Raw genomic sequence first — 22,314 nt, forward strand, 5'->3', positions numbered from 1 at the left:
GGGTTTGCAGCATCGCGACGTCGACCGTGCCGCGGGTTTTGGTGCGGCCGCCGCCGAGTTGGCCGGGTTTGACGTCGAGGAGGTCGGTGATGCGGGTGCGCCATTGGTCGGCGAGCGCTTTCCGGTCGACGAGTACCAGGGTGGAGACGGCGTGCCGGGCGATCAAGGCGCAGGCGATCACGGTCTTTCCGGCGCCGGGCGGAGCTACCAGCACGCCCAGGTCGTGCTCGCGAAGGGCGTCGGCGGCTTGTTGTTGCGGGGTGGTGAGGGTGGCGGTGAAGGTGAATTCCTGCGGTTCGCCCGGTGCTCGTTCGTCGGTGGTTTCGAGTCGGCTGCCTGCCTGACCGATGAGTGAGGCGAGTGTGTCAGCCAGGCCGCGGGGCAGGATGAGGCCGCCGTCGAGGGTTTCGTCGTAGCTGCGGAGAAAGCGTGGCGTGTCCCAGGTGGACATGCGCATCCGCTGACGTTCGTAGAAGACCGGGTTCGGCATGGATGCCGCGTGTTTCACCGTCGCGAGCAACGCCGGGGACAGCTCAGCTGACTCCAGCCTGATGCCCGCGGACAGACGCGCGTGGATGATGGGTGCCGAGGTGGTGCGTATCCGGGTGGAGGTCGGTGTGGCGACTCGTTCGACACCGCCTCCGACCTGTACCTGGCCCGCGCGGCGAGCGACCTTGCCGACTTCGGCGGGGCTCATCCGGCCGAGGGAGGACAGGAACGCCCACTGGTCCTCGTGGGGCTCCATCGTGGACAGATCGAGGAACAGGGTCGCCCCGTCCCGGCGGGATTTTCCCTGTAGTGGTGCGGCGATCAGGTTCCCGACTCCGCCTGAGGGCAGGACATCCTGCGAGGGGAACAGGCGGTCGTAGCTGGACAGATCCATATGCCCGCGAAGTGCCATCGCTTCCCGGAGTAGGCCGCTGCCGAGCCGCCGCGCCGTCTCCGCGGTGACAGGCGCGGCGAAGAACACCCACACGTGCGCGCCGATACCGGATCGCGATACCTCCAGAGCGGCGGGCACCGACCAGGCGCGGGCGGCCTTCACGTAGGCGAGGGCGTCCAGCATGGCGGCTTGGCCGTCGAAGTCGGCTGCCAGCCAGCAAGATTGATCGCCATCCAACAGCGGGTACAGCCCGAGATGTGTCTCGCCGGACAGGTGAGCGTGCACGATCTCCTTGGTCAAGGGCAGGTAGTTGCGATCCTCGTGGCGTATACCCTTGCGCCAGCTGCCGCGTACCGCGGGCAACCACCCTGCTTGGCCGGTTCGGGTGTTCTCCCAGCGAGTCGCGTAGACGTCCCTGCGGGCGGCGAACAATGCTTCAAAGAAGGCGACTTTTGTCTCCGGCGCGGACTCCCGGTCCACGGTGCCGGGGCGAGCCTCGAAGATGCCGGTTTGGGCAGGACCGGGCGGGGCCGCCTGCCCTGGTGTCAGCTTGAGCAGCCGCAACAGTCGAGCGTTCTCCGCCTGCAAGCGGTCGGCCAACGCGCGCAGACCGGCCAGCTCCTCTGCAAGCTCGGCCGCATCCGCCGATCGCAGATCATCACTCACGCCCACCACCGTAGGGGTTGCCAAGGGCAAGGGTCCGTCTCATGCGGTCAGCGGTCGCCACAACCGTGTGTCCTCTGCTCACGACTGCTCTGTTGCAACGCGTATCCTCGCGAGTTCGTGAGGCGTTGGTCCGGGCTGGTGGGTGCGGGTGGCGGGTCGTGGTGGGTGGCAGTCTGCCAGCGAGTTTCGAGGGCGGTGAGGAGTTGGTGTTCGAGTTCGGGGGCGACGTGGCTGTAGGTCTCGATGATGCGGTGGCCGAGTCGGCGGGCCTGGGCGATTTCGGGGATGTCGTCGGCGATGAGCCAGGTTTTGTGGCTGTGCCGTAGTCCGTGGAAGGTGAGGCCGCGCCGTGTCGGTGCCAGGTTGGTGCCGGGTTTGCCGTCGGCGGCGGGGCCGGCGTTGAGGCGCGGCGGGAAGTCGGCAGGCACACCATGTCAGTAACAGGCCCGAAGACTCCGGAGGTAGCGACGTACCGCCGTGGTGGGCGTTTCTGCTCGCGGCCGATGGGCGTCAGCCCCGCCTCATCAAGGCGCGCCACCGCTGACAGCGCACAGCGTCCAGACACCAGGTCAGCTTTGGCCACCAGGTGGCGAATACAACCGGAACCCGCTGAACCGACGATGCGGAAACGTCGCATAGAAGGCATCGGCCGTATCCGTGAGCAGGTCGACCCGCGCTACTCCGCTGCGCTCGAACAGTTCACCGATCAGCCGCCGGGCGATACCTTCCCGGCGACGCCGTGCCACCGTGACAATCTCCGCGAGGTACAAGCGCAGCCCGTCGGTCAAAGCGTGCGCGAAGCCCACCACCGCACCAGCATCAACCGCCACGAGTGTCAACGTCCCCGGCGCACACAACGCGGCCTCCGCACGCGCCGAGTCAGCCGGATAAGTAGGCCACGACTCCGCCTCGCACAAGGCGAGCACCCCCGCAAGGTGATCCCGCGAGAACTGCACCACTTCAACCATGGCCACCATGGTCCACACTTCACCCGGCCGTCGACACCCCACTCCCCGGGCCTGTGCCGGATCCAGGGCCACCGAAACCAGGGTGGTGGATTCCTTGACTCTCAAGCCACTTGAGATCGCATAGTGGCGGGTATGAATGAGCTCTACCCCATCGGGGACGTCGCTCGCCGCACCGGCCTGAGCGTGAGCGCGATCAGGTTCTACGCCGACGAGGGCGTCGTCACGCCCACCGGCCTCACCGAGGGCGGCTTCCGACAGTACGACGTGCACGCGATCGCCCGGCTCGAACTCGTGCGCACCCTGCGGGACCTGGGTGCCAGCCTGGACGACATCCGCCAGGTGCTGGCCGCGGAGACCACCCTGCACGACCTGGCCGCCACGCATCTGCGGCTGGTCGAGGGCCAGCTGCGGCAGTTCCGGGCGCGCCGGGCAGTGCTGCGGACCATCGTGCGGCAACACACGACAACAGAACAGGTGAGCCTGATACACAAGCTCGTGTCGATGTCCGACGACGACCGTGACCGGCTCATCAACCAGTTCTGGGACTTCGTGACCGAGGGCCTGGACGTCCACCCCAGCTATCCCGACCGGCTGCACAGCCAGCGGCCGCGCCTGCCCGAGGAGCCGTCCACCGAGCAGCTCGAGGCCTGGATCGAACTCGCCGAGATCGTGCAGGACGAGGAGTTCCGCACAGCGGTGCGGGACTTCTTCCGACGCGCCTTCGGTACCGAAAAGGGCAAGCTGATGGCCACGCCGGAGATGATGGCCCGCGCGGAGAGGCATCGGAAGCTCCTCCTGGAGGCGCGGGCGGCGCAGCAGGCCGGCGTGCCCGCGGATTCGCGGCAGGCCCGGGACATCGCCGAGCGTGTGGCTGCGGACGCCGCAGAGTTCACCGCCGCCCTGACCGGGGAGCACGACCCCGATCGGGCCCGCCGCGGCATCGTCGAGTTCGACCGGAACGGTAAGGCGGCGCAGTGGCGGGCCAAGTCGACTGGCCTGAAGCTGCTGACCAGGTACCAGTCCCTGCTGGCGACGATCAACGGTACGCCCAAGCCGGACCCGGACCAGGCGACGGCGGTCCGCGAATGGATGGCCGCCGCTCTGAGCTAGCCGGCCTTCGGTCCTCTGCCACTCACCCAATTCCTCCAGCATCTCGTCGGGGATGGTGCCGCGACGCGAGTTCCCGTCATCACGCCTTACACGGGCGGGAGTGGGTTCCTGGGCGGCGGTGGTTCCTGGGGGGGGCAGCCGTAGCACCCTTCCGGGGTGCTTGCGGCGCCACCAGTGCCACCGCAACCGCCACATCGGGTCATTTTCACGATCCCACTCGGGCTCGGACAAGGGCGAGAAGATTTCCCCGTGGTCGACGAAGTTGTCGCACGGTTCCGGTGGCGGCGCCCGCTAAACCGACATCGGCCGGAAGCTTTGGTCCACCAGTACGGGGGCGGTTTTGCTGCGGTCGTGCTCGGCCGCTACGCGGACGGCCCACCGGCGAGCGCCCGAACTGCGGAGGAGACGGCTTCGCGGAGTCGTTCCGGCGTGAAGTCGGGACCGAGGATCATGCGGCGGAGTTGCGGCATGGCGAGGCTCCATCCGACGAGACCGAGGGTGAAGAACAAGAGGGCACGCGGATCTTCGTCGCCGGCTCCCGCCGCGGTTTCGGCGGCGCTGATCTTGTCGAGGTAGTGCTGGGTACGCGTCTGCTCGTCTGGAACCGGATCGTCGCCCATTTCGAGCGCTTCCCACAGCAGCAGTCGCAAGGCTTCGGGATGGGCGCGGTGGTAGTCGAACAGGGCTGCGGCGTAGATGCCGAGGTCGGCATCGTCGCCGGGTGGCACTGCTGCGGCCAGGTCGGTCATCAACCGTTCCAGCACGGCGGCGAACAGTGCCTTCTTGTCGCCGAAGTAGTCGTAGATGGCTCGTTTGTTGGCATTGGCGGTGGCCGCGATGCGATCCACGCGGGCTCCGGCGACGCCGTGGGCGGCGAATTCGGCTGCCGCCGCGGTGAGGATGCGTTCCTTGGTTGCCGCTGAGTCGTATGCCACGTCCACGATTGTAACGAACTGGTTCGTTTGACAGCGATGGTCGCTGGCTCCTAACATCCGAACCAACTAGTTCGATCGCTGATGGAGACGGTGATGACCGCTACCGAAGAGCAGCAACCCGGCCAACCCTCGACCGCGAGCGCTTTCCGTGCGCGCCCGCTGTTCGCGGTGATGGCGATCTGCAGCGGAGCGACGGTGGCCAACGTGTACCTGGCACAACCGCTGCTGACGTTGTTCGCCCGAGGATTGGGTGCCGCGCCGTCGTCGGCCGGACTGGTGGTGACCTGCGCGCAGTTCGGGTACGCGACAGGGATTCTGTTTCTGGTGCCCCTGGGCGACGTCCGGCGTCGGCGGCCGCTGCTGCTGATCATGCTGACCGCCACGGTGATCGCGCTGCTGCTCGCCGCGGCCGCACCCGGCCTGTCGCTGCTGGCGGCGGCTGCGGCGCTGGTGGGCGGATTCACCGTCATCCCACAGGTGCTGGTGCCACTGGCCGCCGAGCTGGCCCCGCCGCAGCGGCGGGCCTCGGTCGTCGCCGGGGTCCAGATCGGTCTGATGACCGGCATCATCGGATCGCGCGTGATCGGCGGCGCGATGGGCGAGATCTTCGGCTGGCGGTCGGTTTACGTGCTGGCCGCCGTGCTGACCGGGGCGTCCGGGCTGCTGACCGTGGCCCTGGTTCCGCGTGAGCCCGCCCGCGCGACCACGATCGGCTACGGCCGCCTGCTCGCCTCGCTGCCACGACTGGTGCGGGCCGAACCGGCCCTGCGGCACTCGTGCCTGTTGCACGCGAGCCTGTTCGGCGCCTACAACACCACCTGGACCTCGCTGGTGTTGGTCCTCACCCACGAGCCCTATCACTTCAGCACCGCCACCGCGGGTTTGTTCGGGGTGCTGGGACTGGCGGGCGCGGTCGCCGCACCCTGGGCCGGACGGTTCGTCGACCGCCGCGGCGCGTTGCCGATCATCACCGCCGCCCTGGCGCTGACCCTGCTCTCGGCCGGGGCCTACGCACTGGGCCGCACCGCGCCGGCCTTCATGGTCGCGGCGATCGTCTCGGTCAATGTCGCGGTGCAGTGGAGCCAGATCGCCAACCAGGCCCGCATCTTCGCCTACCTGCCCGAAGCACGCAGCCGCGCCAACACCGTCTACATGGTCGCGGTCTTCCTCAGCGGCGCGGTCTGCGCCGCCTTGGCGGGAGTCTGCTATGCGGCCTTCGGCTGGCCCGGTGTCTGCGCCCTGCAGGCGGTGCTGGCCATCGCCGGACTGGCGGTGCTGCCCTTCGCCCGCCGCTACGACCGGCGGCACCGCACCGCGTTATCCGCCTGAGCCCCAAGACTTCCCCGAACCCTCTGTTAACACCACCATTGCAAGGAGATCACCCATGACCATGCCCGCGATGCCCGCTGCCGTGATGCGGTTCTTCACCGCCTCACAGTCCGGCGATGCCGACTCCTGGGCCGACACGTTCGCCACCGACGGCATCTTCCACGATCCGGTCGGCCAGCCGCCGATCGTCGGCCGCCCCGCCATCCGCGAGTTCATCGCCTCGGTGCTACCGAACTTCGATCCCTTCCTCGGCCTCACCCCGCGCGAAGCCCACACCGTCGGACACTCGGTCGCGGTTTCCTGGACCGGCGCGGCCGTCACCCGCACCGGCATTCCGGTGAACTGGTCGGGCATCAATGTCTACGACCTCGACGACAACGGCCTTATCCGGGAAGCCCGCGCCTACTTCAACCGCGCCATCTTCCAAGCCCAACTCGACCGATAACACCCCGTCGCCAGCCCACGGCTCGGTCAACGGCAGTTGTGAGGCCGAACGAGGAGATCATGGAGATTCTTGGCTGCCTACGACCTGACCGGCAGCTACCGCGAGGCGGACGACGGTGTCCATTTCGAACGGGAACACCGCGACCGTGCCCAGTGCCAGCATCCCGGCGGCTACGACGAGAGCGGTGGCGGCCGGGATCGAGCCGGCGCGGGCCGCGATCACGGGTGCGACGAAAGCCAGTGCCATCAGGGCCATGCCGATGACCAGGCAGGTGCCGGGGGAGAACCGTGCCTTGAACCAGCCCGTGACCTTCAACTGCCCGGCGAGGGCAAGCACTCCGGAAACCGCGAACAGCCCGGCCACGAGAGCGTCCCCCGCGGTCGCCGAGCCGGCGACGCGTCGCGCTTCCGTTGGAAGTGCGAGATAGGTCTGGAAGGACAGCACGTAGGAGCCGGTCATCACCAGGGCGAAGAGCATGAACGTGCGGTTCGAGGCCACCGTCCGCCATTGGGCGAGTACGGAGTTGCGCTTTCCGGCGTTCCTCATCGCCCTTGGGGGAAGCGCTCGAAGTTGAACGAGGGTGAGGACGGCGAACACCGCGGCCGCGACCAGGCAGGTGAGGCGGAAGTCGACAGCGGTCAGCGCCAGCCCGACGAGCGGGCCGGCGAGGATCCCGCCCTGGTAGAACACGTTGAACACGGCGAACGCCTCCAGCCGCCGCGGAGTGCACGAACTTGTTCGCAACGAACACGTTCGCTACACTGGGAACAGATTGATGTGTCGCCTGCCGGCCGACCGCGCGCCGCCTCCACAGGGCTGCTTGCGCACCGAAGCCGGTTCGGCCCACAGGGAATCCCACGCTTGCTTCGGAGGATCCGTGAGCACCACTCACCACCCCATCGCGATCATCGGCGGCGGCCTGGGCGGCCTGACCGCCGCCCGTGTCCTGCACGTCAACGGCATCGAGTCGGCCATCTTCGAACTGGAGGCGTCGGCGGCCGCCCGCACCCAGGGCGGGATGCTCGACATCCACGAAGAAAACGGGCAGAAGGCCCTGCGCGCCGCCGCCCTGCACGACGACTTCCTCAAGATCGTCCACGAGGGCGGTCAAGCGGTGCGCCTGCTCGGCCCCGACGGCGCGGTGCACGTGTCCGAAAAGGACGACGGCTCGGGCGACCGCCCCGAGGTGGAGCGCGGCGATCTGCGCGATCTGCTGCTGAACTCCCTACCCGACGGGACGATCCATTGGGGACGGAAGGCCACCGGTGCTCGGGAGTTGGGCGACGGACGCCACGAGGTCACGTTCGCCGACGGCTCGGCCATCAGCACCGACCTGCTGATCGGCGCCGACGGTGCCTGGTCGCGGGTCCGGCCGCTGGTCTCGGCGGCCAAGCCTGCCTACACCGGTATCTCCTTCGTCGAGACTGACCTGCTTGAGGCCGACACCCGGCACTCGCGCAGCAGCGAGGTCGTCGGCGGCGGATTCTTCATCGCCCTGGGACACGAACGCGGCTTTCTCGCGCACCGGACGACAACCGGCTCGGTGCACGTCTACGCCGCGCTCAAGACCGGCGAAGGCTGGCTGGACACGGTCGGCTTCACCGACCTCGCGGCCGCCAAAGCCGCGGTCCTGGCCCACTTCGAGGGCTGGGACGAGGGCCTGCGCGGCCTGGTCGCCGACGCGGACACGATCACCCCGCGCCGTATTCACGCCCTGCCGGTCGGGCACCGCTGGGACCGCGTCCCCGGAGTGACGCTCCTCGGTGACGCGGCCCACCTGATGTCGCCCTTCGCCGGCGAGGGCGCCAACCTGGCCATGATCGACGGCGCCGAACTCGCCCTGGCCATCGCCGCCCACCCCGGCGACACCGAGGCCGCGCTGACCGCGTACGAGGAGACCCTCTTCCCGCGCAGTGAGGCGTCCGGTGCCGAGTCGGCCGCCAGCATGGACACGATGTTCGGCGAGCGGGGCCTGGAGCAGATGATCGAGTTCTTCACCTCCGGCCCGGCGGCCGGGTGAGACCGGCCCTGACCGCCGCTGCGTCCTCAGCATCCGAACCGCCACACTTTTCGAGGAATTCATGACATTGCTTTCTCCACGCACCGTGCAGGTGCGGCCCGGTTTTGACCTGGAACTGCGCGAGGCCGGGCAGGGCAGCCCGGTTCTCGTCCTGCACGGCGGCCCCGGTCCCGACGCCGTCGCACCCCTGATCGACCACCTCACGACACACCGCCGAGTGGTGGCACCCACCCACCCCGGCTGGGACGGCACCGACCGGCCCGCCGATCTGGACGGCGTGCCAGCGCTGGCCGCGGTCTATGTGGATCTGCTTGCTCACCTCCGGCTGACCGACGTGACGGTGATCGGCACGTCCTTCGGTGGCTGGGTCGCCACCCAGACCGTCCTCGACGACCACGAGAGCCGGATCTCGCGGCTGGTCCTCATCGACGCCGTCGGCCCGGTGGTCCCCCGCCAGCAGATCACCGTTCCCGCCGGACCGCCGGCGCCGGGGCCCGCGTCTCCTGCCGGCGGACCGGCACCGCGGCGCGGCCCGTCCGCGCAGTCGATGGCCGCCCTGCGCGCCTACGCCGGGCCGGACATGGCCGATCCCGGTCTGCTGCCCCGCCTCGCCACCGTCACTCGTCCGGTCCTGGTGCTGTGGGGCGGCAACGACACCGTGGTCACCCCGGACTTCGGCCGCGCCTATGCGTCGGCGTTCCCGCATGGGCGCTTCGAACTCATCCCGGACGCCGGGCACCAGCCCATCCGCGAGCAGCCCGAGGCGGTCTTCTCCCTCCTCGACCCCTTCCTCACGGCCACGGAGGCACGATGAGGTAAATCGCGATCATTCTCGACAGCACCCGCGCCACCCGCACACGTCACCTTGAACCTGCGCACCGAGGCAGCCGCGTCTTCGCCGGCAGTTGCCCGGGGAGACCCGACAATGCCGGTTGGCGTTGTGGCGTGGGGTTCCACCTCGATGCTGTCGTCGGCGGTGTCGCGGTCGGTGAGAGGGAGCCGTCGGGGCAAGGTCAGCAGCAGTGATTGCGCCGGGCCGGCAGGTGACGGCCGCCAACCAGCACCGGAGCTGCCCGGTTTCGCGGCTGAGGACAGAACTGCGAACCCGCAGGCCCCGTGCTGCCCGGATGACCGGCGGGAGGAGGGGCGGGAGCCAATCTTCAGTCCGCCGTACCGCCAGGAACCGGCGTGTGCGTGACGCCGTTGACCAAAACATCGAAGTTCCAACGCCAGCGGTCCTCGACGGAGCCGTCGAGCAGAGCAGGCATGTGCGCCTTGATCGCCGGATGGGTGGCCTCGTCGACCGAATGCACGGCCACGGTGAGGGCGTTCCAGTCATCCTCCGTCGTCGGGGCATGCTCCTGTGTTGAGTGCTCGGCGGCAGTCGCCGTGGCGTGTTGGAGGAGCGTGTCGGCCCCCCAGGCCACCTGCTCACGCGGGGCTCCGCTGCGGGAGAGCAGATCCAGGAGGCGCTCCAGCAGACGCAGGTAGTTCTCGCCGCTGGGGCGTGCCACGAGAGCCGACCGGGCGAGCTGCGGATGCTCGAACAACACGCGCATGTAGGACGTGAGCACAGCGAAGAGGTGGTCATGCCAATCGTCCCCGGCGCCCCCGCCGGCCAGATCGACGTCCCCCAACAGTGCGTCCAGCACGGCCGCGTGCAGCTCGGCCGTGTTGGCCAGGTAGACGTAGAGCGAGGCCGGACCAGTGTCCAGCTCCTGCGCCAGCCGGCGCATGGTGACCTTCTCCAGCCCCTCCGCCCGCATGATCCGCACGGCGGTCTCCACGATCCACTGCCGAGAAAGGGCAGGCTTGGCCGGACGCTCCCGACGACTGATCGGCTCTCTTCTCGCACTCACACCACGATCGTAACGAACACGTTCGCAATCGACGTAGTCGCTGCTTGTGCTCGGCGCCAGCCGCGGCCAGGGCGCCTCGGCGAAGCAAAGACCCGGTTGCCGATGGACGTGATGCCGTCCAGGAACTGGCGTCCGCACTCGGAAAACTCGTGGCGAGACCCAGGCCACCGGTGATGGTTCCGGGGTCGCACAGGAGCAGCCGCTGGGCACCTGCGCGGGCGATGAACTCGGCAATCCAGGAGCCGAGGCCGCCGCGGTCCCACAGGTGCACAGTCTTGCCATGGAAGGCGTTCACCGGCCGGGCGGCGTCGCGCCGCGTGGTCGGGCCTGCGGCGGGTGTTGGGAAAAGATGTTCTGCCACCGGTCGGCGAGCGGATCATCGAGCCGGGCGAACACCGAGGGGCAGGGGCATCACCAGCCTGATCACCGGTACCTGAATCTGCTTGGTATCGGTGCGGGTGAAGTGCAAGTGACGCTGAGATCGGCAGGACGATTTGGTCTTCCTTGGGAATGGGGCGGGCGGTCAGCGGACGAGGCGGAAGAAGTCGCGCACCTGTTCGACCAGCGACTTCGGCTGCTCCAGCGCGGCGAAGTGGCCGCCTCTTGGCAGTTCCTCGAACCAGCGCAGGTCGGTGAACCGCAGCTCGGCCTCTCGCCGCGACGGGCGGGTTATATCGCGTGGGTAGACCGAAAGTCCGGAGGGCGCGGTGACCTTGTCCCGGAAGTTGGCGAAGCTCTCCCAGTACAGGCGCGCTGACGACGTGGCCGACGCGGTGAACCAGTAGACCGAGATCTCATCGAGGATTTTCTGCCGCGAAACCGCGTCCTCGGGGTGGCCGTTGTTGTCGGTCCAGGCCCAGAACTTCTCGGCGATCCAGGTGGCCTGGCCCGCCGGGGAGTCGGTGAGGCCGTAGCCGAGCGTCTGTGGCCGGGTTGCCTGGATCGCCGAGTATCCCCGGCCGGTGCGCTGGAACTCCTTCCCAGCTTCGAGGTTCGCCAACTCCGCGGGCGTCGGGTCGTCGAACGTGCCCGCCGCCACGGACCCCAGGTTCAGGTGCACGCCGGCGACCCGCTCGGGCGCCACCCCGCCCAGCGCGCCGGACACCGCCGAACCCCAGTCGCCGCCCTGTGCGCCGTACCGCTCGTAACCCAGCGAAACCATCAACGTGTCCCAGGCGCGCGCGATGCGAGTGACGCCCCACCCGGTCGTCGTCGGCTTGTCGCTCCAGCCGTACCCGGGCAGCGACGGCGCGACCACGTGGAACGCGTCCGCCGGGTCCCCGCCGTGCGCGCGCGGGTCGGTCAGCGGGCCGAGGACCTCCAGGAACTCGAGCACCGAGCCCGGCCAGCCGTGCGTGAGCACCAGCGGGAACGCGTCCGGTTCGGGTGAGCGGACGTGCAGGAAATGGATGCCGAGCCCGTCGACGGTGTCGCGGTATTGCGGGAAAACGTTCAGGCGCCGGGCGAACCCGAAGTCGTAGTCCTCGGCCCAGCTACGGCAAAGCTCTTGCGCATAGGCCAGCGGCACCCCCTGCGACCAGTCGTCCACCGGCTCGGGCTCAGGCCACCGTGTCCGTCGCAACCGTTCACGCAGATCCGCGATCTCGGCTTCGGTGACGCTGACCTCGAATGGCTCGGCGGCCATGGTGAGGCTCCTTTCTGGTCAATGCGTTATTGGAGGGCGGGTCAAGCTGAGTGCGAGACCGGCCAAGGGGATTGCCGCGAGCACGGCGAGGCCCACCCGCTCTGGCGCGATGGTGGACAGGCCCGCGACAGCGGCCGGGCCGATCCCGCCACCCAGGAAGATCATGAAGCTGAGCAGTCCCTGCGCGGTGTCGCGGTCGCGCGCGGCGACCAGTTCCGGTGCGAGGCCCACCAGTACGGCCTGTGCGCCGGCGAAGCCACACACGGCCAGCGCCGTGCCGGCGACGACCGGAATCGGCCCGTGGAACGCCGCGACCACGAGCACGCCGACGACGGTGAATGCCGCAAGCCCGGCCGAAACCTGCCAACTGGCGAACCGGTCGGTCAACGCGCCGACCAGCCGCCCTGCCGGCACCGAGCAGGCGGCGGCAGGGACCAGGAGCGCGCCGGCCTCGAGCGCGCCACCACCCGTGACCTGCTCGATCAGGGACGGGGCGAGGAACAGCACCCCGTAGTACCCGGCGAAGATCGTCCCGCCGACGAGCCCGGCTGGCAGGAAGCCGCGGGCCGCGATCACCCGCCGAGGCACGAACCCGTCGGGCAAGCGTCGCATGCGCCACCACAGTCCCACGGCGGCGAGCGCCCCGGCGGCAGCTATGGCGAGCGTGACAGGGGCGGGCAGGCCGACCGAGTGTGCTTGCAGCAACGTGATCAACGAGCCGGCGAGTACCGACAGCGCGGCCGCGCCGACCAAGTCGAGTCGCCCGGACGAATCGTTGCGCTCACCGGTTTCCGTGAACGTGCGCCTATCCGTCAATGCGGCCGGTAGGAGGGGCAGCGCGAGGACCGGGATCGCGAGCACGGCGCGCCATCCCAGCCATGCGGTGACCGCCCCGCCCACCAGGGTCCCGCACGCCGACGCCGTCGCGCCGGCGGCTGCGATGATGCCCAGCGCACGGATCCGTTCCCGCCCGGGAAGGGCGCCGGCCACGGCGAAGACGGCGATCACGGTCGCACCCGCCCCGGCGCCGCCGATCAGCCGGCCGACGATCACGACCGGCAGCGTGGGGCCTGTTCCCGCGAGCGCCGAGCCCGCGGCGAGTGCGACGACCCCGGCGACGAGTACCCGGACCGGACTCCGCCGTGCCATCAGCCGGCCCGCGACCGGCATCGCGAGTGCGGAGGTCAGCGACCATGCGGCGAGAATCCATGCGGTGGCCCCGAACGGCACCGCGAGCGCGCGGCCGATGGCAGGCAGTGCCACCGACGGTGCTCCTAGAGCTACGTACTGCGGCAGCACCAGCATTCCCAGTGCCAACCCCAGCCGGCGCCCGTCCAAGGCCCGGTTCGTACTGCCGCCCAGTGCCCCGCCAGCCGGGATGGCTTGCGGCATCGTTGTTTTCTCCCAGCTTGTGACACGTGACAGCTACTATGGATGTCACGTTACCGAGCATCGAGGAGACACGTCAAATGCTTGATGCGTGTTACAGCCCGGCGGCGGTCCAGACGGCCGTCGATCTCGCCAACACCTTGAAGCCGGTCAAGGGAGAGGACGCGCTCGAGACCGTGGAGCAGCTCCGGGACTTCCTCGACGACCATTTCCCGGCCGAGTCCCCGAGTTCGGCCGCGGGGCAAGGGGTGCGGCGGCGTCTCAGCCGCGCCGATCTGGCGGAGGTTCGGGCGTTACGCGAGACCGTTCGCGCCTTGCTCGAACGAGCGAGCACCGACGCGGCCGGAGCCGCGGCCCTGATCAACGACGGTTTGCGTGACAGTCGCGCCACCCCGGTGCTGCGCCACGATCACGATCGCTGGTGGACCGAGGTCACCTCCGACACCGACCGCTGCTCGGCGCAACTGGCCGCGACGACGCTCAGCGCACTGGCCTCCGTGATCGCCACGCTTGGTCCGGCTCGTCTCGGCGTATGTGCCGGGCCGAACTGCCGGGCCACTTACGTGGACCTCTCGCGCAACGGCTCGAAGCAGTACTGCACCCGAACCTGCGCGCACCGGGCCAGCGTCGCGGCCTACCGGAGTCGGCAAAGCCCGCGTTGAGTGCCGGTACATGACCCTGTCAGACCCGCGTTCGGCCTGGTACTCCGGCCGGAAATCGCCGCGCTGTCCATGTCCGGCTCCAGCCTCATCGTCGCCCTCAACGCACTCGCACTCAAACGACTCCGGCTCCCGGCGCCGTGGCCGCATGGAGGTGCTTCACCGGGACAGGACGGTCAGCGCGGTCTGTCCGATGCACATCAGGAGGCTGACCGCGGTCACCGCGCCGACGAACGAGAGCAGCACCAGCCGTAGCGGCACCGGACGAGCGGGAATGGGGTCGTCCAGAAGTTGTGCGGTGCGAGCGGCGACCGGCGCATCGAACGCCGCTGTCAATGACGGCGCGCCTCCGGTCGCGGTGGCCAGCAGTGCACCCGCGACCGCCTTGCGTCCGACCCGCTCGATAGCGGAGCGATCCGCGGCGAGTTCTGACGATTCGCGTTGACGCTCGCCCCACCACCGCAGTGCCGGTACGAAGAAGACCACATCCGTGGCCGCCTTGATCAGGACACGGCGCAGCGGATCGCGCCGCCGCACGTGCGCCGACTCGTGAACCAGAACCGCCTGCAACTCCTGCGGATCCAACGCGGTCACCGCGGCCGACGTCACGGAAACACGCGGCCGGACGAGCCCGGCCGTGAAAGCCGAGGGGGCAGCCGCCACCACACAGTCCACTCTGGACAAGCCAGCCGATCGTGCGGCGGCGACAAGCGCCGGATCGCACTGCTGACGGGGCAGATCGGTGACGGCGCGGGCCGTGGACACCCCAAGCCACACCGCCCGTGCCCCGAATCCGATACCGCACACCAGTGCCACCAACGCTGCCGACACCCCGATACACGCCGCCACGCTCATCTTCGGGCACGCACCGCCCGCGGCGTCCCAGACCATACGGAGTACGACCAACCCCGTTACCAGGACCGCGCCCCGCCGACGCGACAAACGGGCCGTCATCGGGCAAGCTTTCGCAGCCGCTCGACCTGCTCGGGCGGCAGGTCGGCCAGCTGGGCCGCGAACGCCGCCAGCGCGGCATCACCGTAGCGGTCGACAACGTTCGCGGCCGCGGCCCGGCTCGCGCCGGCCAGGTATTCCTCGGCCGACCCGCTCGAGTGGTATTCATACGCCCGCTTCTCGACGTCCCGGCTCAGCTGAAGCAAACCCTTGCCCGCCAATCGCTTCACCGTGGTCATCACCGTGGTATAGGCCAGTTCGGGCAGCAAGGCCTGCATGTCGGCGACCACGAAGGGCTCGGCCACCGCGCCAGTCCATACCGCACGCATGATCCGACCTTCCAGCGGCCCCAACAGCGCGACCGCGCGCTCTACGGAATCCACCAAGCCACCTCCTGCTCGCCGAAGCCTCGAGAGGTCACCGGCCCTCCGGCTTGCTTGCCGTGCCGAGAATGTGGGCCGAAGGCGGCAGCCAGGCCATCGGGCGGAAAGCGAACCGCTCACTGTCGACGGCGAATCCGGCTCGTCGCAACGCCGTCTCGGTGTCCCGGTTGGGATGACAACCGCCACCGAGTCGCTTCCACAACGGCGTGATCAGATCCTGAATGCCACCGAGCAGCAGGTTTTCATCCCGCACGTGCTCGTAGAACCGGGCCTCACCACCCGGGCGCAGCACCCGCCACGCCTCCGTCAACGCACTGTCCACATCGGGCACCGAGCACAGCACCAGCGAGAACACCGCGGCGTCGAACTCCGCATCCTCGGCGGGCAGGTGCTCGGCGTCGCCGTCCACCACGCGGATCGGCACGCTTGCCCGCGCGGCGGCCCGCTCGGCGTGGCCGCGCAGGTAGGGGTCGGGCTCGACGGCCACGACCTCGACGACGGTCGAGGGGTAGTGCGCGAAGTTCCGCCCATTGCCCGCACCGACCTCGATGACCCGGCCGCTCAGTCCGGCCAGCATCCGCTCACGGTGCGCGGCACTGCCCCGGCGGTCGGAAGCCTCGCTGATCCGCACGTACTTCCTCGCGAACCTCGGATGTGCTGATACCTCTGGCACGGACGCCCCTCCTACTATTGTCCAATAGTAGTTACTATACATCGATAGTAGTAGAGATGCGGAAGATTGGAAAAGGAGCTCCACGGAATGGCCACCGGTGCCGACCGAGCGGACCAGGAGATTCAGAAGTACCTTCAAGGTCGGACCGATCGACCTGCCTGACGGGCACCTGCTCGTACAGATCGTCGACTTCTTCGAAGAGGGCGCAGCGACCGGCAAGGGAGTCCTGGAACTCATCGGCAACGACGTCGCCGCCTTCAGCGACGGCCTCATCAAAGACTCCCGCACCTACGCGGACATCTATCAAGACTCCAGCCCCTTTTCAACCGAATCACGCGGTGATCAGTGGTTCTGGTCAGCTGGGCTGGTCCAGGAAGTCGCGGATCATCACGTCGAGGGGGTCGAGCCGGATCGAGGAGTTGGGGCCGAGGACGGTCGCGAGGCGTGGTGCGAGGTCGGCACAGGCGGCCCGCAGCGGGGTGCTCAGCTGGAGCAAGGTATCGCGTGGGAGGCGGCGGTCGAGTCCGGCGATGGCGATGGAGCCGAGCGCGGTGCCGTCGGTGGGATCGAGTAGCGGTGCGGCGACGCCGTTGAAGCCGATGTGGATGCCGCTGAAGGACAGCGCGTAGGAATCCTTGCGGATGCGTGCAAGCGCCGCTGGCAGCCCCGGGCGCAGCCCATCGCGTGTGTGGTCACGGACGATGTCGTCGGCTTCCTGTCGTGGCAGGAAGGCGAGGATCGACTGGCCACTGCATCCCGAAGTCAGCGGCGATCGTTCCCCGAGCGTGGGGAGGATGCGCAGCGGGTTGCCGGGTGGCTCCGCGGCGAGCACCAGCACGCGGTGGGCGCCGCTGCGCAGATGGAGGGTCACGGTTTCGGATGCTTCGGTCGCGAGTTTTTTGAGGACCGGGCGGATGATCTGCAGGAGTGCCGGGCGTGGCCCGATCAGGGATGCGAGCGCGACGGCGCGGCTGCCGATCCGGTAGCCGGTGCGGCCGGTGTGGTCGATGAACCCGTGGTCCTGCAGGCCACGGAGGATGCGGTAGGCCGTCGTCTTGCTGAGCTGGACTCTCTCGGCGATGGTCGGTAACGGCGCGGGCTGCTGCATGCCGGCGAGTGTTTCCAGAACCCGCAGCGCCCGGATGTGGGTGTCCTGCTCGGCCTCCGGGGGCATGCCTCTCCTTCAAGTTCCGGATACTGCAACTTCGGTTGTGGCTCTCACCTGAATTGTTCAAGGGTTGGCGTAGGTAGTCAACGGCGCTCCCCGAAGGAGAACATGTCGATGTCGACGGTCTCGGCAGCTGATCGCCATCGTGCCTTGATCGTGTTTCTGCAGGCGCAGAACTACTCGAATTGCACGGACCTTGCACGACGGCCGGTTTGATATGGCGTTCTTCGACAACCGGCCGGCCATGCCCGATAGCTACGGTCGCGGCCACGAGCTCGAGCGGTCCGCCACGGCATCCGGTCGGTGAAGACGGACCCCGCCGTCGTGCTGATGGCCCTGTGGAACGCGCGGGCAGTCGCGGCGAAAACCCAGTCGGGCTATGCCGCATAACCATGCGAACGAGGAAGGAACGAGAGTGCGAAAAGTACTGGTCACCGGAGCCGGCACCGGCTTCGGCCACGAAGTGGCGATGAGACTGGCCGCGAAAGGCTTCGAGGTCATCGCTTCGGTAGAGATTTACGCCCAGGTCCAGACTGTGAAGCGTCAGGCGGCCGAACGGGGTGTCCAGCTGCGCGTCGAGAAGCTCGATGTCACCAACGAAGGTGACCGGCGCAAGGCGCTGGACTGGAACGTCGAGATTCTGGTGAACAACGCCGGTGTGGGTGAAGGCGGGGCAACCGTCGACATCCCGGCGTCGAACATCCGTCACCAGTTCGAGGTCAATGTGACCGGTCCACTCCTGCTCACCCAGGGCATCGCCAAGCAGATGGTCGGCCGCGGGCGAGGCCGGATCGTCTGGGTCTCCTCACGCGAGGGTCTCAACGTCAACCCGTTCACCGGCATCTACGCCGCGTCCAAGCACGCCGTCGAGGCGATCGCCGAGAGCATGAAGGACGAGTTGCAGGAGTTCGGGATCGAGGTGGCGACCATCAACCCGGGGCCGTTCCTCACCGGGTTCAACGACCGCATGTTCCAGACCTGGGAGAGCTGGGAGGACGACCCGGCGCAGCGACTGTTCGACTACTCGAAGCTCGCGTTCCCGCGAGCGCAGTTCAACCCGGAACCGGTCTACGCGACCATGACCGCGGTCGCCGCGGGAGAGATCGACACGTACCGCAACCTGGAGCCCAAATCCATGATCGAGGAGACCAAGAGTCTCATCGACGCGCCGTGGCACAAGAAGACCACGGACGGGTTGGGGACTCGGGCGGCGGGCATCCAGCGCGCCTTCGACATGGAGCCGGAAACGTTGCGCTCAGACCAGGACCCCATCTCGGCCTGACGGGCGACGTCGCGCCGCGGTCGCCGCACCATCGCGCCCCGCCGTGTCTCGACAACCACGAAACCGCGCGATCACGTGGAGGAGCCATGCCCCCCAAAATCACTGTCCTGCAGGACCGATTCCGCAACCGCGGCACCGCGTTCACGCTCGCTCAGCGAGCCGAACTGGGCATCACGGGCCGCTTGCCCGCCGCGGTCGAGACCCTTGACGAACAGGCCGCGCGCGCCTACGCGCAATTGCGGCGACAGCCCAGTGATCTACAGAAGTACATCTTCCTCAACGAGGTTCACAACCGTAACCAGGTGCTGTATTTCAAGCTGCTGACCGATCACCTCGAGGAACTGCTTCCGGTCGTCTACGACCCCACCGTCGGTGACGCGATCGAACAATGGTCCACCGACTATCGCGACTCGCGTGCGGTGTACCTGTCGATCGACCGGCCCGCCGACGTCAAGGCGTCGTTCGAGTCGCTCGGCCTGGGACCGGATGACGTGGACCTGGTGGTCGTCTCCGACGCGCAGGAGATCCTGGGCATCGGCGACTGGGGCGTCAACGGCACCGACATCTCGATCGGCAAGCTTGCCGTCTACACCGCCGCCGCCGGCATCGACCCCGGCCGGGTGGTCGCCGTCAACCTCGATGTCGGAACGGACAACGAGAAGCTGCTCAACAGCCCGATGTACCTCGGCAACCGCCACGCGCGGGTCGACGGCAAACGCTACGACGAGTTCATCGCGCTGTTCCTGAAGACCGCCTCGGAGATGTTCCCTCACGCGTTGTTGCACTTCGAAGACTTCGGCCCGTCGAACGCGCGGCGAATCCTCGTCGGCAACGCCAAGAAGTACCGCATCTTCAACGACGACATGCAGGGCACCGGCGCCATCGCCATGGCCTCGGTGTTCTCGGCCCTGAAGGTGACCGGAGGGCGCTGGTCCGAGCAGCGCCTGCTCGTCTTCGGAGCCGGGACCGCGGGCACCGGGATAGCGGATCAGATCTACGCGGCGATGTTGCGCGACGGGGCAACGCCGGCCGAAGCCGAGAACAACGTCTGGCTCGTCGACGTCAACGGCCTCGTCACCGACGACATGCCCGGCCTGCCGGACTACCAGCAGGTGTATGCCCGTCCGGCGTCCGAGGTACACGGCTGGGCCCACGGCAGGACAGACCTCCTGACGACCATCGAACACGTCAAGCCGACAATCCTGCTCGGCACGTCGACCGCGGCGGGCGCGTTCACCGAGGACGTCGTCAAGGCCCTTGCCGGCGGGGTGGAACGGCCCATCCTGCTGCCGTTGTCGAACCCGACCAGCCGGATCGAGGTGCTGCCCTCCGATGCCGTGCCCTGGTCGGAGGGCCGCGCGCTGATCGCCGTCGGCATCCCCGTCGAGCCTGTCGAGTATGACGGCGTGACCTACACCATCGGCCAGGCCAACAACGCACTGCTCTATCCGGGCCTCGGCCTTGGCACCATCGTCTCCGGTGCGCGGCACGTCACGGACAACATGCTGCTGGCCGCCGCCGAAGCAGTGGCCGGCCAGGTCGACGTCTCGAAGCCCGGTGCCTCCCTGCTCCCCCCGGTGGCCAATCTGCGGGCGTCCTCGGCGACGGTCGCCCTGGCCGTCGCCGAGGCGGCGGCCGCGGACGGTGTCGCGACGAAGGCACACGACAACCTCGTCCAAGCCGTGCAGGATGCGATGTGGTCGCCCGTCTACGCCGACGAAGTCCTATCTGACGGCAGGAAGACCCACTCATGAGCAGCGCGACAGAAGACCACCCAGAGGTCGGGCAGGTTCCGATCGGGATCGACGCCATCGGTACGCGTCAGGAGTTCGACAGCATGGGCACCGTGGAGGTCCCGGCCGACCGGTACTGGGGCGCTCAGACCCAGCGCTCGCTCCTGCACTTCTCCATCGGCGACGACCGTATGCCGAAAGAGGTCTACCACGCCTACGGCTACGTCAAGAAAGCGGCCGCGCTGGTCAACAACGCGGCCGGCCGGCTGCCGGACTGGAAGACCGCTGCCATCGTCCAGGCCGCGGAGGAGACCATTCGCGGCGACCTGGACTCCCACTTCCCGCTCTACGTCTGGCAGACCGGGTCAGGCACCCAGAGCAACATGAACGTCAACGAGGTGATCGCCAACCGTGCTTCGCAACTGCTCGGCGGCGTGCTCGGCAGCCAGCAGCCGGTCGCCCCGAACGACGACGTCAACATGGGTCAGTCCAGCAACGACAGCTTTCCGACGGCGATGCACATCGCGTCGGTGCAGATGATCGATGACCGGCTGCTGCCACGGGCGCGGGATCTCGCCATGACCATCGAAGCCAAGGCCGAGCAGTGGGGCGAGGTCGTCAAGATCGGCCGGACCCACCTCGAGGACGCCGTTCCGCTGACGGTTGGCCAGGAATGGTCGGGCTATGCCGCCCAACTGCGCGCCTGTATCGGGGAGATCGAACACACCAGAGCGGGCCTGCTCGCTCTGGCGCTGGGCGGCACCGCGGTCGGGACCGGGCTGAACGCGCCCGAGGGTTTCAGCGCCGATGTCGCGGCCCGGCTGGCCCAACTCACCGGGAAAGCCTTCGTCACCGCGCCGAACAAGTTCATGGCTCTCGGCTCGCTCGACCCGATGGTGCGGGCCCACGCAGCGCTGCGCGGGCTGGCGGTGGCGTTGCTGAAGATCGCCAACGACATGCGCTGGCTGGCCTCCGGGCCGCGCACCGGTTTCGCCGAGCTGTTGCTGCCGCAGAACGAGCCGGGATCCTCGATCATGCCGGGCAAGGTCAACCCGACCCAGTGCGAAGCGATCGTGATGATCGCGATCCAGGTGCTCGGCAACGACGCCGCAGTCGCCTTCGCCGGCAGCCAGGGCAACTTCGAGCTCAACGCGATGCGCCCGGTGATCATCAGCAACTTCCTGCACTCGGCGCGGATTCTGGCCGACGGGATGGCGAAGTTCCTGACCTTCTCGGTCAGCGGCACCGAGCTCAACCGAAACAGGATCGAGCAGTACGTGAACGAGAGCCTGATGCTGGTGACCGCGCTGAGCCCGGTCATCGGCTACCAGAACGCGGCCCACATCGCGGAATCCGCGCTCGCCAACAACCAGACGCTCAGACAGGCCGCGCTGGCCAGCGGGCACGTCGACGAGAAGACGTTCGACTCCGTCGTGAACCCGCTGTCCATGGTCGGCCACGGTGTTGCCGGGGCCTGAGACTTGCGCCCGATCCCGGAGCCGATGCCAGGGGAGAAAGGAAGCGACACCCGCGACGGTCACCACCGCGGTCAGTGCCCGGATCAGGCCGGAGCACCGGCCCGCCGGACGCGCCGTCAGCTCGACCAGGGTGATCACCAGGGTGGTCGCGACCACGAACGGGCGGATCGGCTCATCGGGTGCGCCGGTCGAAGCTCCGCATGCCGGCGCCGTGCTGCGGCCCGTCGTAGGGGCTGGTGCCGTTGTTCGGTTGCCGGAAGTCGAGGGCACGCACGTACTCGATGAGGGACGCGAGACCACTACCGCGGCCACGACGGCGCTGTTGCGACCAGTCCGTGGTCCGCGCCTTCTGCTGCAATCCGTCCAGCAGAGAGGACGTGGTGTGCGGCTGCCCGCTCCTGCCCTTCTGCCACACTCGCTGTCGTGCCGACCAGGAAGCCGATCGACACCGGTGACAGTGTGGCCTTGGTCAGGTCCAGGATGCCAACCCCGGTGAGCACGACCGGGACGAGCAGGATGCGCCGACCCTCCGCCGGTTCCCCGATCAGCCGGCGAGTCAGCACATAACCGATCGCGGCGATGATCAGGATCACCTCGACAGGACCACTCACCGGTCCCACCTCCCAGCTGTCGACACCTCGTCCGAACGTGTACAACGCTAGGAATTCCGGCCGCCCCCGTCTTCGGTCGGCGACCGTATCCCGGGTGGAGATACCTCTCCACCCAAGACCATCGCGT

At 68.3% G+C, this 22,314-nt stretch carries 22 protein-coding genes and 1 pseudogene; 10 read left to right on the forward strand and 13 right to left on the reverse strand.

Features of this window, described 5'->3' with window-relative positions; all coding sequences use genetic code 11:
* The 3 genes from FNH05_RS05430 to FNH05_RS05440 form a co-directional block, all read right to left on the reverse strand.
* Positions 1-1,549: TOTE conflict system archaeo-eukaryotic primase domain-containing protein (locus FNH05_RS05430; RefSeq protein WP_186382392.1), on the reverse strand; the 1,549-nt coding region annotated here is incomplete at its 3' end.
* Between the two features lie 47 nt (positions 1,550-1,596).
* A complete protein-coding gene (locus FNH05_RS37845; RefSeq protein ID WP_186382393.1) occupies positions 1,597-1,977 on the reverse strand; it encodes a site-specific integrase in 381 nt (126 codons plus the stop codon).
* Between the two features lie 141 nt (positions 1,978-2,118).
* On the reverse strand, positions 2,119-2,517 hold the full coding sequence (locus tag FNH05_RS05440) for a GNAT family N-acetyltransferase (RefSeq protein WP_144586162.1): 399 nt from the start codon (positions 2,515-2,517) through the stop codon (positions 2,119-2,121).
* Between the two features lie 132 nt (positions 2,518-2,649).
* On the opposite strand from FNH05_RS05440, the gene FNH05_RS05445 reads away from it, so the two are divergent.
* A complete protein-coding gene (locus FNH05_RS05445; protein ID WP_144586163.1) occupies positions 2,650-3,627 on the forward strand; it encodes a MerR family transcriptional regulator in 978 nt (325 codons plus the stop codon).
* Positions 3,628-3,989: 362 nt separating this feature from the next.
* Here the strand turns inward: FNH05_RS05445 and FNH05_RS05450 are convergent, their stop codons facing one another.
* Entirely contained in the window at positions 3,990-4,562 is a 573-nt protein-coding gene (locus FNH05_RS05450) for a TetR/AcrR family transcriptional regulator (protein ID WP_144586164.1), read from the reverse strand.
* Between the two features lie 93 nt (positions 4,563-4,655).
* Between FNH05_RS05450 and FNH05_RS05455 the strand changes: the two genes are divergently transcribed.
* Together FNH05_RS05455 and FNH05_RS37850 are read left to right on the forward strand one after the other, a co-directional pair.
* Complete coding sequence (locus tag FNH05_RS05455; protein WP_186382394.1) at positions 4,656-5,891, forward strand: MFS transporter; 1,236 nt, start codon at positions 4,656-4,658, stop codon at positions 5,889-5,891.
* A 55-nt stretch (positions 5,892-5,946) separates the two neighbouring features.
* Positions 5,947-6,336: a nuclear transport factor 2 family protein gene (locus FNH05_RS37850; protein ID WP_186382395.1), complete on the forward strand. Its 390-nt coding sequence runs from the start codon at positions 5,947-5,949 to the stop codon at positions 6,334-6,336.
* Positions 6,337-6,393: 57 nt separating this feature from the next.
* Here FNH05_RS37850 and FNH05_RS05465 read toward each other — a convergent pair whose 3' ends face one another.
* A complete protein-coding gene (locus FNH05_RS05465; RefSeq protein WP_144586167.1) occupies positions 6,394-7,080 on the reverse strand; it encodes an MFS transporter in 687 nt (228 codons plus the stop codon).
* 133 nt (positions 7,081-7,213) lie between these two features.
* Here FNH05_RS05465 and FNH05_RS05470 point away from each other — a divergent pair, with 133 nt between their 5' ends.
* Both FNH05_RS05470 and FNH05_RS05475 read left to right on the forward strand, forming a co-directional pair.
* The gene (locus tag FNH05_RS05470; protein WP_246127549.1) at positions 7,214-8,356 is read left to right on the forward strand and encodes an FAD-dependent oxidoreductase; all 1,143 of its coding nucleotides are present in this window, start codon (positions 7,214-7,216) and stop codon (positions 8,354-8,356) included.
* Positions 8,357-8,417: 61 nt separating this feature from the next.
* Entirely contained in the window at positions 8,418-9,170 is a 753-nt protein-coding gene (locus FNH05_RS05475; RefSeq protein WP_144586169.1) for an alpha/beta fold hydrolase, read from the forward strand.
* A 346-nt stretch (positions 9,171-9,516) separates the two neighbouring features.
* On the opposite strand, the gene FNH05_RS05480 is transcribed toward FNH05_RS05475, so the two are convergent.
* The 3 genes from FNH05_RS05480 to FNH05_RS05495 all read right to left on the reverse strand — a co-directional run bounded on the left by FNH05_RS05480 (position 9,517) and on the right by FNH05_RS05495 (position 13,252).
* Entirely contained in the window at positions 9,517-10,215 is a 699-nt protein-coding gene (locus FNH05_RS05480) for a TetR/AcrR family transcriptional regulator (RefSeq protein ID WP_144586170.1), read from the reverse strand.
* Positions 10,216-10,738: 523 nt separating this feature from the next.
* Positions 10,739-11,860, reverse strand: a complete 1,122-nt coding sequence (locus FNH05_RS05490) for an epoxide hydrolase family protein (protein ID WP_144586171.1) — start codon at positions 11,858-11,860, stop codon at positions 10,739-10,741.
* Positions 11,861-11,878: 18 nt separating this feature from the next.
* Positions 11,879-13,252, reverse strand: coding sequence for an MFS transporter (locus FNH05_RS05495; protein ID WP_186382396.1), 1,374 nt, complete (start codon positions 13,250-13,252; stop codon positions 11,879-11,881).
* 77 nt (positions 13,253-13,329) lie between these two features.
* Between FNH05_RS05495 and FNH05_RS05500 the strand changes: the two genes are divergently transcribed.
* On the forward strand, positions 13,330-13,911 hold the full coding sequence (locus tag FNH05_RS05500) for a CGNR zinc finger domain-containing protein (RefSeq protein WP_144586173.1): 582 nt from the start codon (positions 13,330-13,332) through the stop codon (positions 13,909-13,911).
* Between the two features lie 156 nt (positions 13,912-14,067).
* Here FNH05_RS05500 and FNH05_RS05510 read toward each other — a convergent pair whose 3' ends face one another.
* Genes FNH05_RS05510 through FNH05_RS05520 form a run of 3 tightly spaced genes read right to left on the reverse strand, consistent with a single transcriptional unit; the run spans position 14,068 to position 15,873 of the window.
* Positions 14,068-14,862 (reverse strand): M56 family metallopeptidase, encoded by a 795-nt coding sequence (locus tag FNH05_RS05510; protein ID WP_144586175.1) that lies wholly within the window; start codon positions 14,860-14,862, stop codon positions 14,068-14,070.
* Positions 14,859-15,242: a BlaI/MecI/CopY family transcriptional regulator gene (locus FNH05_RS05515; protein ID WP_144586176.1), complete on the reverse strand. Its 384-nt coding sequence runs from the start codon at positions 15,240-15,242 to the stop codon at positions 14,859-14,861. The genes FNH05_RS05510 and FNH05_RS05515 overlap by 4 nt, the downstream gene beginning before the upstream one ends.
* Before the next feature lie 34 nt (positions 15,243-15,276).
* Positions 15,277-15,873 (reverse strand): class I SAM-dependent methyltransferase, encoded by a 597-nt coding sequence (locus FNH05_RS05520; protein WP_246127550.1) that lies wholly within the window; start codon positions 15,871-15,873, stop codon positions 15,277-15,279.
* A gap of 139 nt (positions 15,874-16,012) precedes the next feature.
* Between FNH05_RS05520 and FNH05_RS39110 the strand changes: the two are divergent.
* A pseudogene (locus tag FNH05_RS39110) lies at positions 16,013-16,168 on the forward strand (DUF1048 domain-containing protein); the annotation flags it as partial.
* 102 nt (positions 16,169-16,270) lie between these two features.
* Here FNH05_RS39110 and FNH05_RS05530 read toward each other — a convergent pair.
* On the reverse strand, positions 16,271-17,089 hold the full coding sequence (locus FNH05_RS05530) for an IclR family transcriptional regulator (RefSeq protein ID WP_144586178.1): 819 nt from the start codon (positions 17,087-17,089) through the stop codon (positions 16,271-16,273).
* Between the two features lie 409 nt (positions 17,090-17,498).
* Between FNH05_RS05530 and FNH05_RS05540 the strand changes: the two genes are divergently transcribed.
* The 3 genes from FNH05_RS05540 (at position 17,499) to fumC (ending at position 21,576) form a co-directional block, all read left to right on the forward strand.
* On the forward strand, positions 17,499-18,365 hold the full coding sequence (locus FNH05_RS05540) for an SDR family oxidoreductase (RefSeq protein WP_222426529.1): 867 nt from the start codon (positions 17,499-17,501) through the stop codon (positions 18,363-18,365).
* Positions 18,366-18,451: 86 nt separating this feature from the next.
* A complete protein-coding gene (locus FNH05_RS05545) occupies positions 18,452-20,119 on the forward strand; it encodes an NAD-dependent malic enzyme (RefSeq protein WP_144586180.1) in 1,668 nt (555 codons plus the stop codon).
* On the forward strand, positions 20,116-21,576 hold the full coding sequence (gene fumC, locus FNH05_RS05550) for a class II fumarate hydratase (protein ID WP_144586181.1): 1,461 nt from the start codon (positions 20,116-20,118) through the stop codon (positions 21,574-21,576). Before FNH05_RS05545 ends, fumC begins: the two co-directional genes overlap by 4 nt.
* Before the next feature lie 299 nt (positions 21,577-21,875).
* Here fumC and FNH05_RS05555 read toward each other — a convergent pair whose 3' ends face one another.
* Positions 21,876-22,169: a hypothetical protein gene (locus tag FNH05_RS05555; RefSeq protein WP_144586182.1), complete on the reverse strand. Its 294-nt coding sequence runs from the start codon at positions 22,167-22,169 to the stop codon at positions 21,876-21,878.
* Positions 22,170-22,314: the final 145 nt, after the last annotated feature.

This window comes from Amycolatopsis rhizosphaerae, assembly GCF_007713715.1.
GTDB classification, from domain to species: domain Bacteria; phylum Actinomycetota; class Actinomycetes; order Mycobacteriales; family Pseudonocardiaceae; genus Amycolatopsis_E; species Amycolatopsis_E rhizosphaerae.

Coding starts and splice junctions, on each gene's coding strand:
- FNH05_RS05475 (WP_144586169.1), top strand. CDS start 8,418: ATGACATTGCTTTCTCCACGCACCGTGCAGGTGCGGCCCGGTTTTGAC.
- FNH05_RS05440 (WP_144586162.1), bottom strand. CDS start 2,517: ATGGTTGAAGTGGTGCAGTTCTCGCGGGATCACCTTGCGGGGGTGCTC.
- fumC (WP_144586181.1), top strand. CDS start 20,116: ATGAGCAGCGCGACAGAAGACCACCCAGAGGTCGGGCAGGTTCCGATC.
- FNH05_RS05455 (WP_186382394.1), top strand. CDS start 4,656: ATGACCGCTACCGAAGAGCAGCAACCCGGCCAACCCTCGACCGCGAGC.
- FNH05_RS05445 (WP_144586163.1), top strand. CDS start 2,650: ATGAATGAGCTCTACCCCATCGGGGACGTCGCTCGCCGCACCGGCCTG.
- FNH05_RS05510 (WP_144586175.1), bottom strand. CDS start 14,862: ATGACGGCCCGTTTGTCGCGTCGGCGGGGCGCGGTCCTGGTAACGGGG.
- FNH05_RS05500 (WP_144586173.1), top strand. CDS start 13,330: ATGCTTGATGCGTGTTACAGCCCGGCGGCGGTCCAGACGGCCGTCGAT.
- FNH05_RS05545 (WP_144586180.1), top strand. CDS start 18,452: ATGCCCCCCAAAATCACTGTCCTGCAGGACCGATTCCGCAACCGCGGC.
- FNH05_RS05495 (WP_186382396.1), bottom strand. CDS start 13,252: ATGCCGCAAGCCATCCCGGCTGGCGGGGCACTGGGCGGCAGTACGAAC.
- FNH05_RS37850 (WP_186382395.1), top strand. CDS start 5,947: ATGACCATGCCCGCGATGCCCGCTGCCGTGATGCGGTTCTTCACCGCC.
- FNH05_RS05530 (WP_144586178.1), bottom strand. CDS start 17,089: ATGCCCCCGGAGGCCGAGCAGGACACCCACATCCGGGCGCTGCGGGTT.
- FNH05_RS05490 (WP_144586171.1), bottom strand. CDS start 11,860: ATGGCCGCCGAGCCATTCGAGGTCAGCGTCACCGAAGCCGAGATCGCG.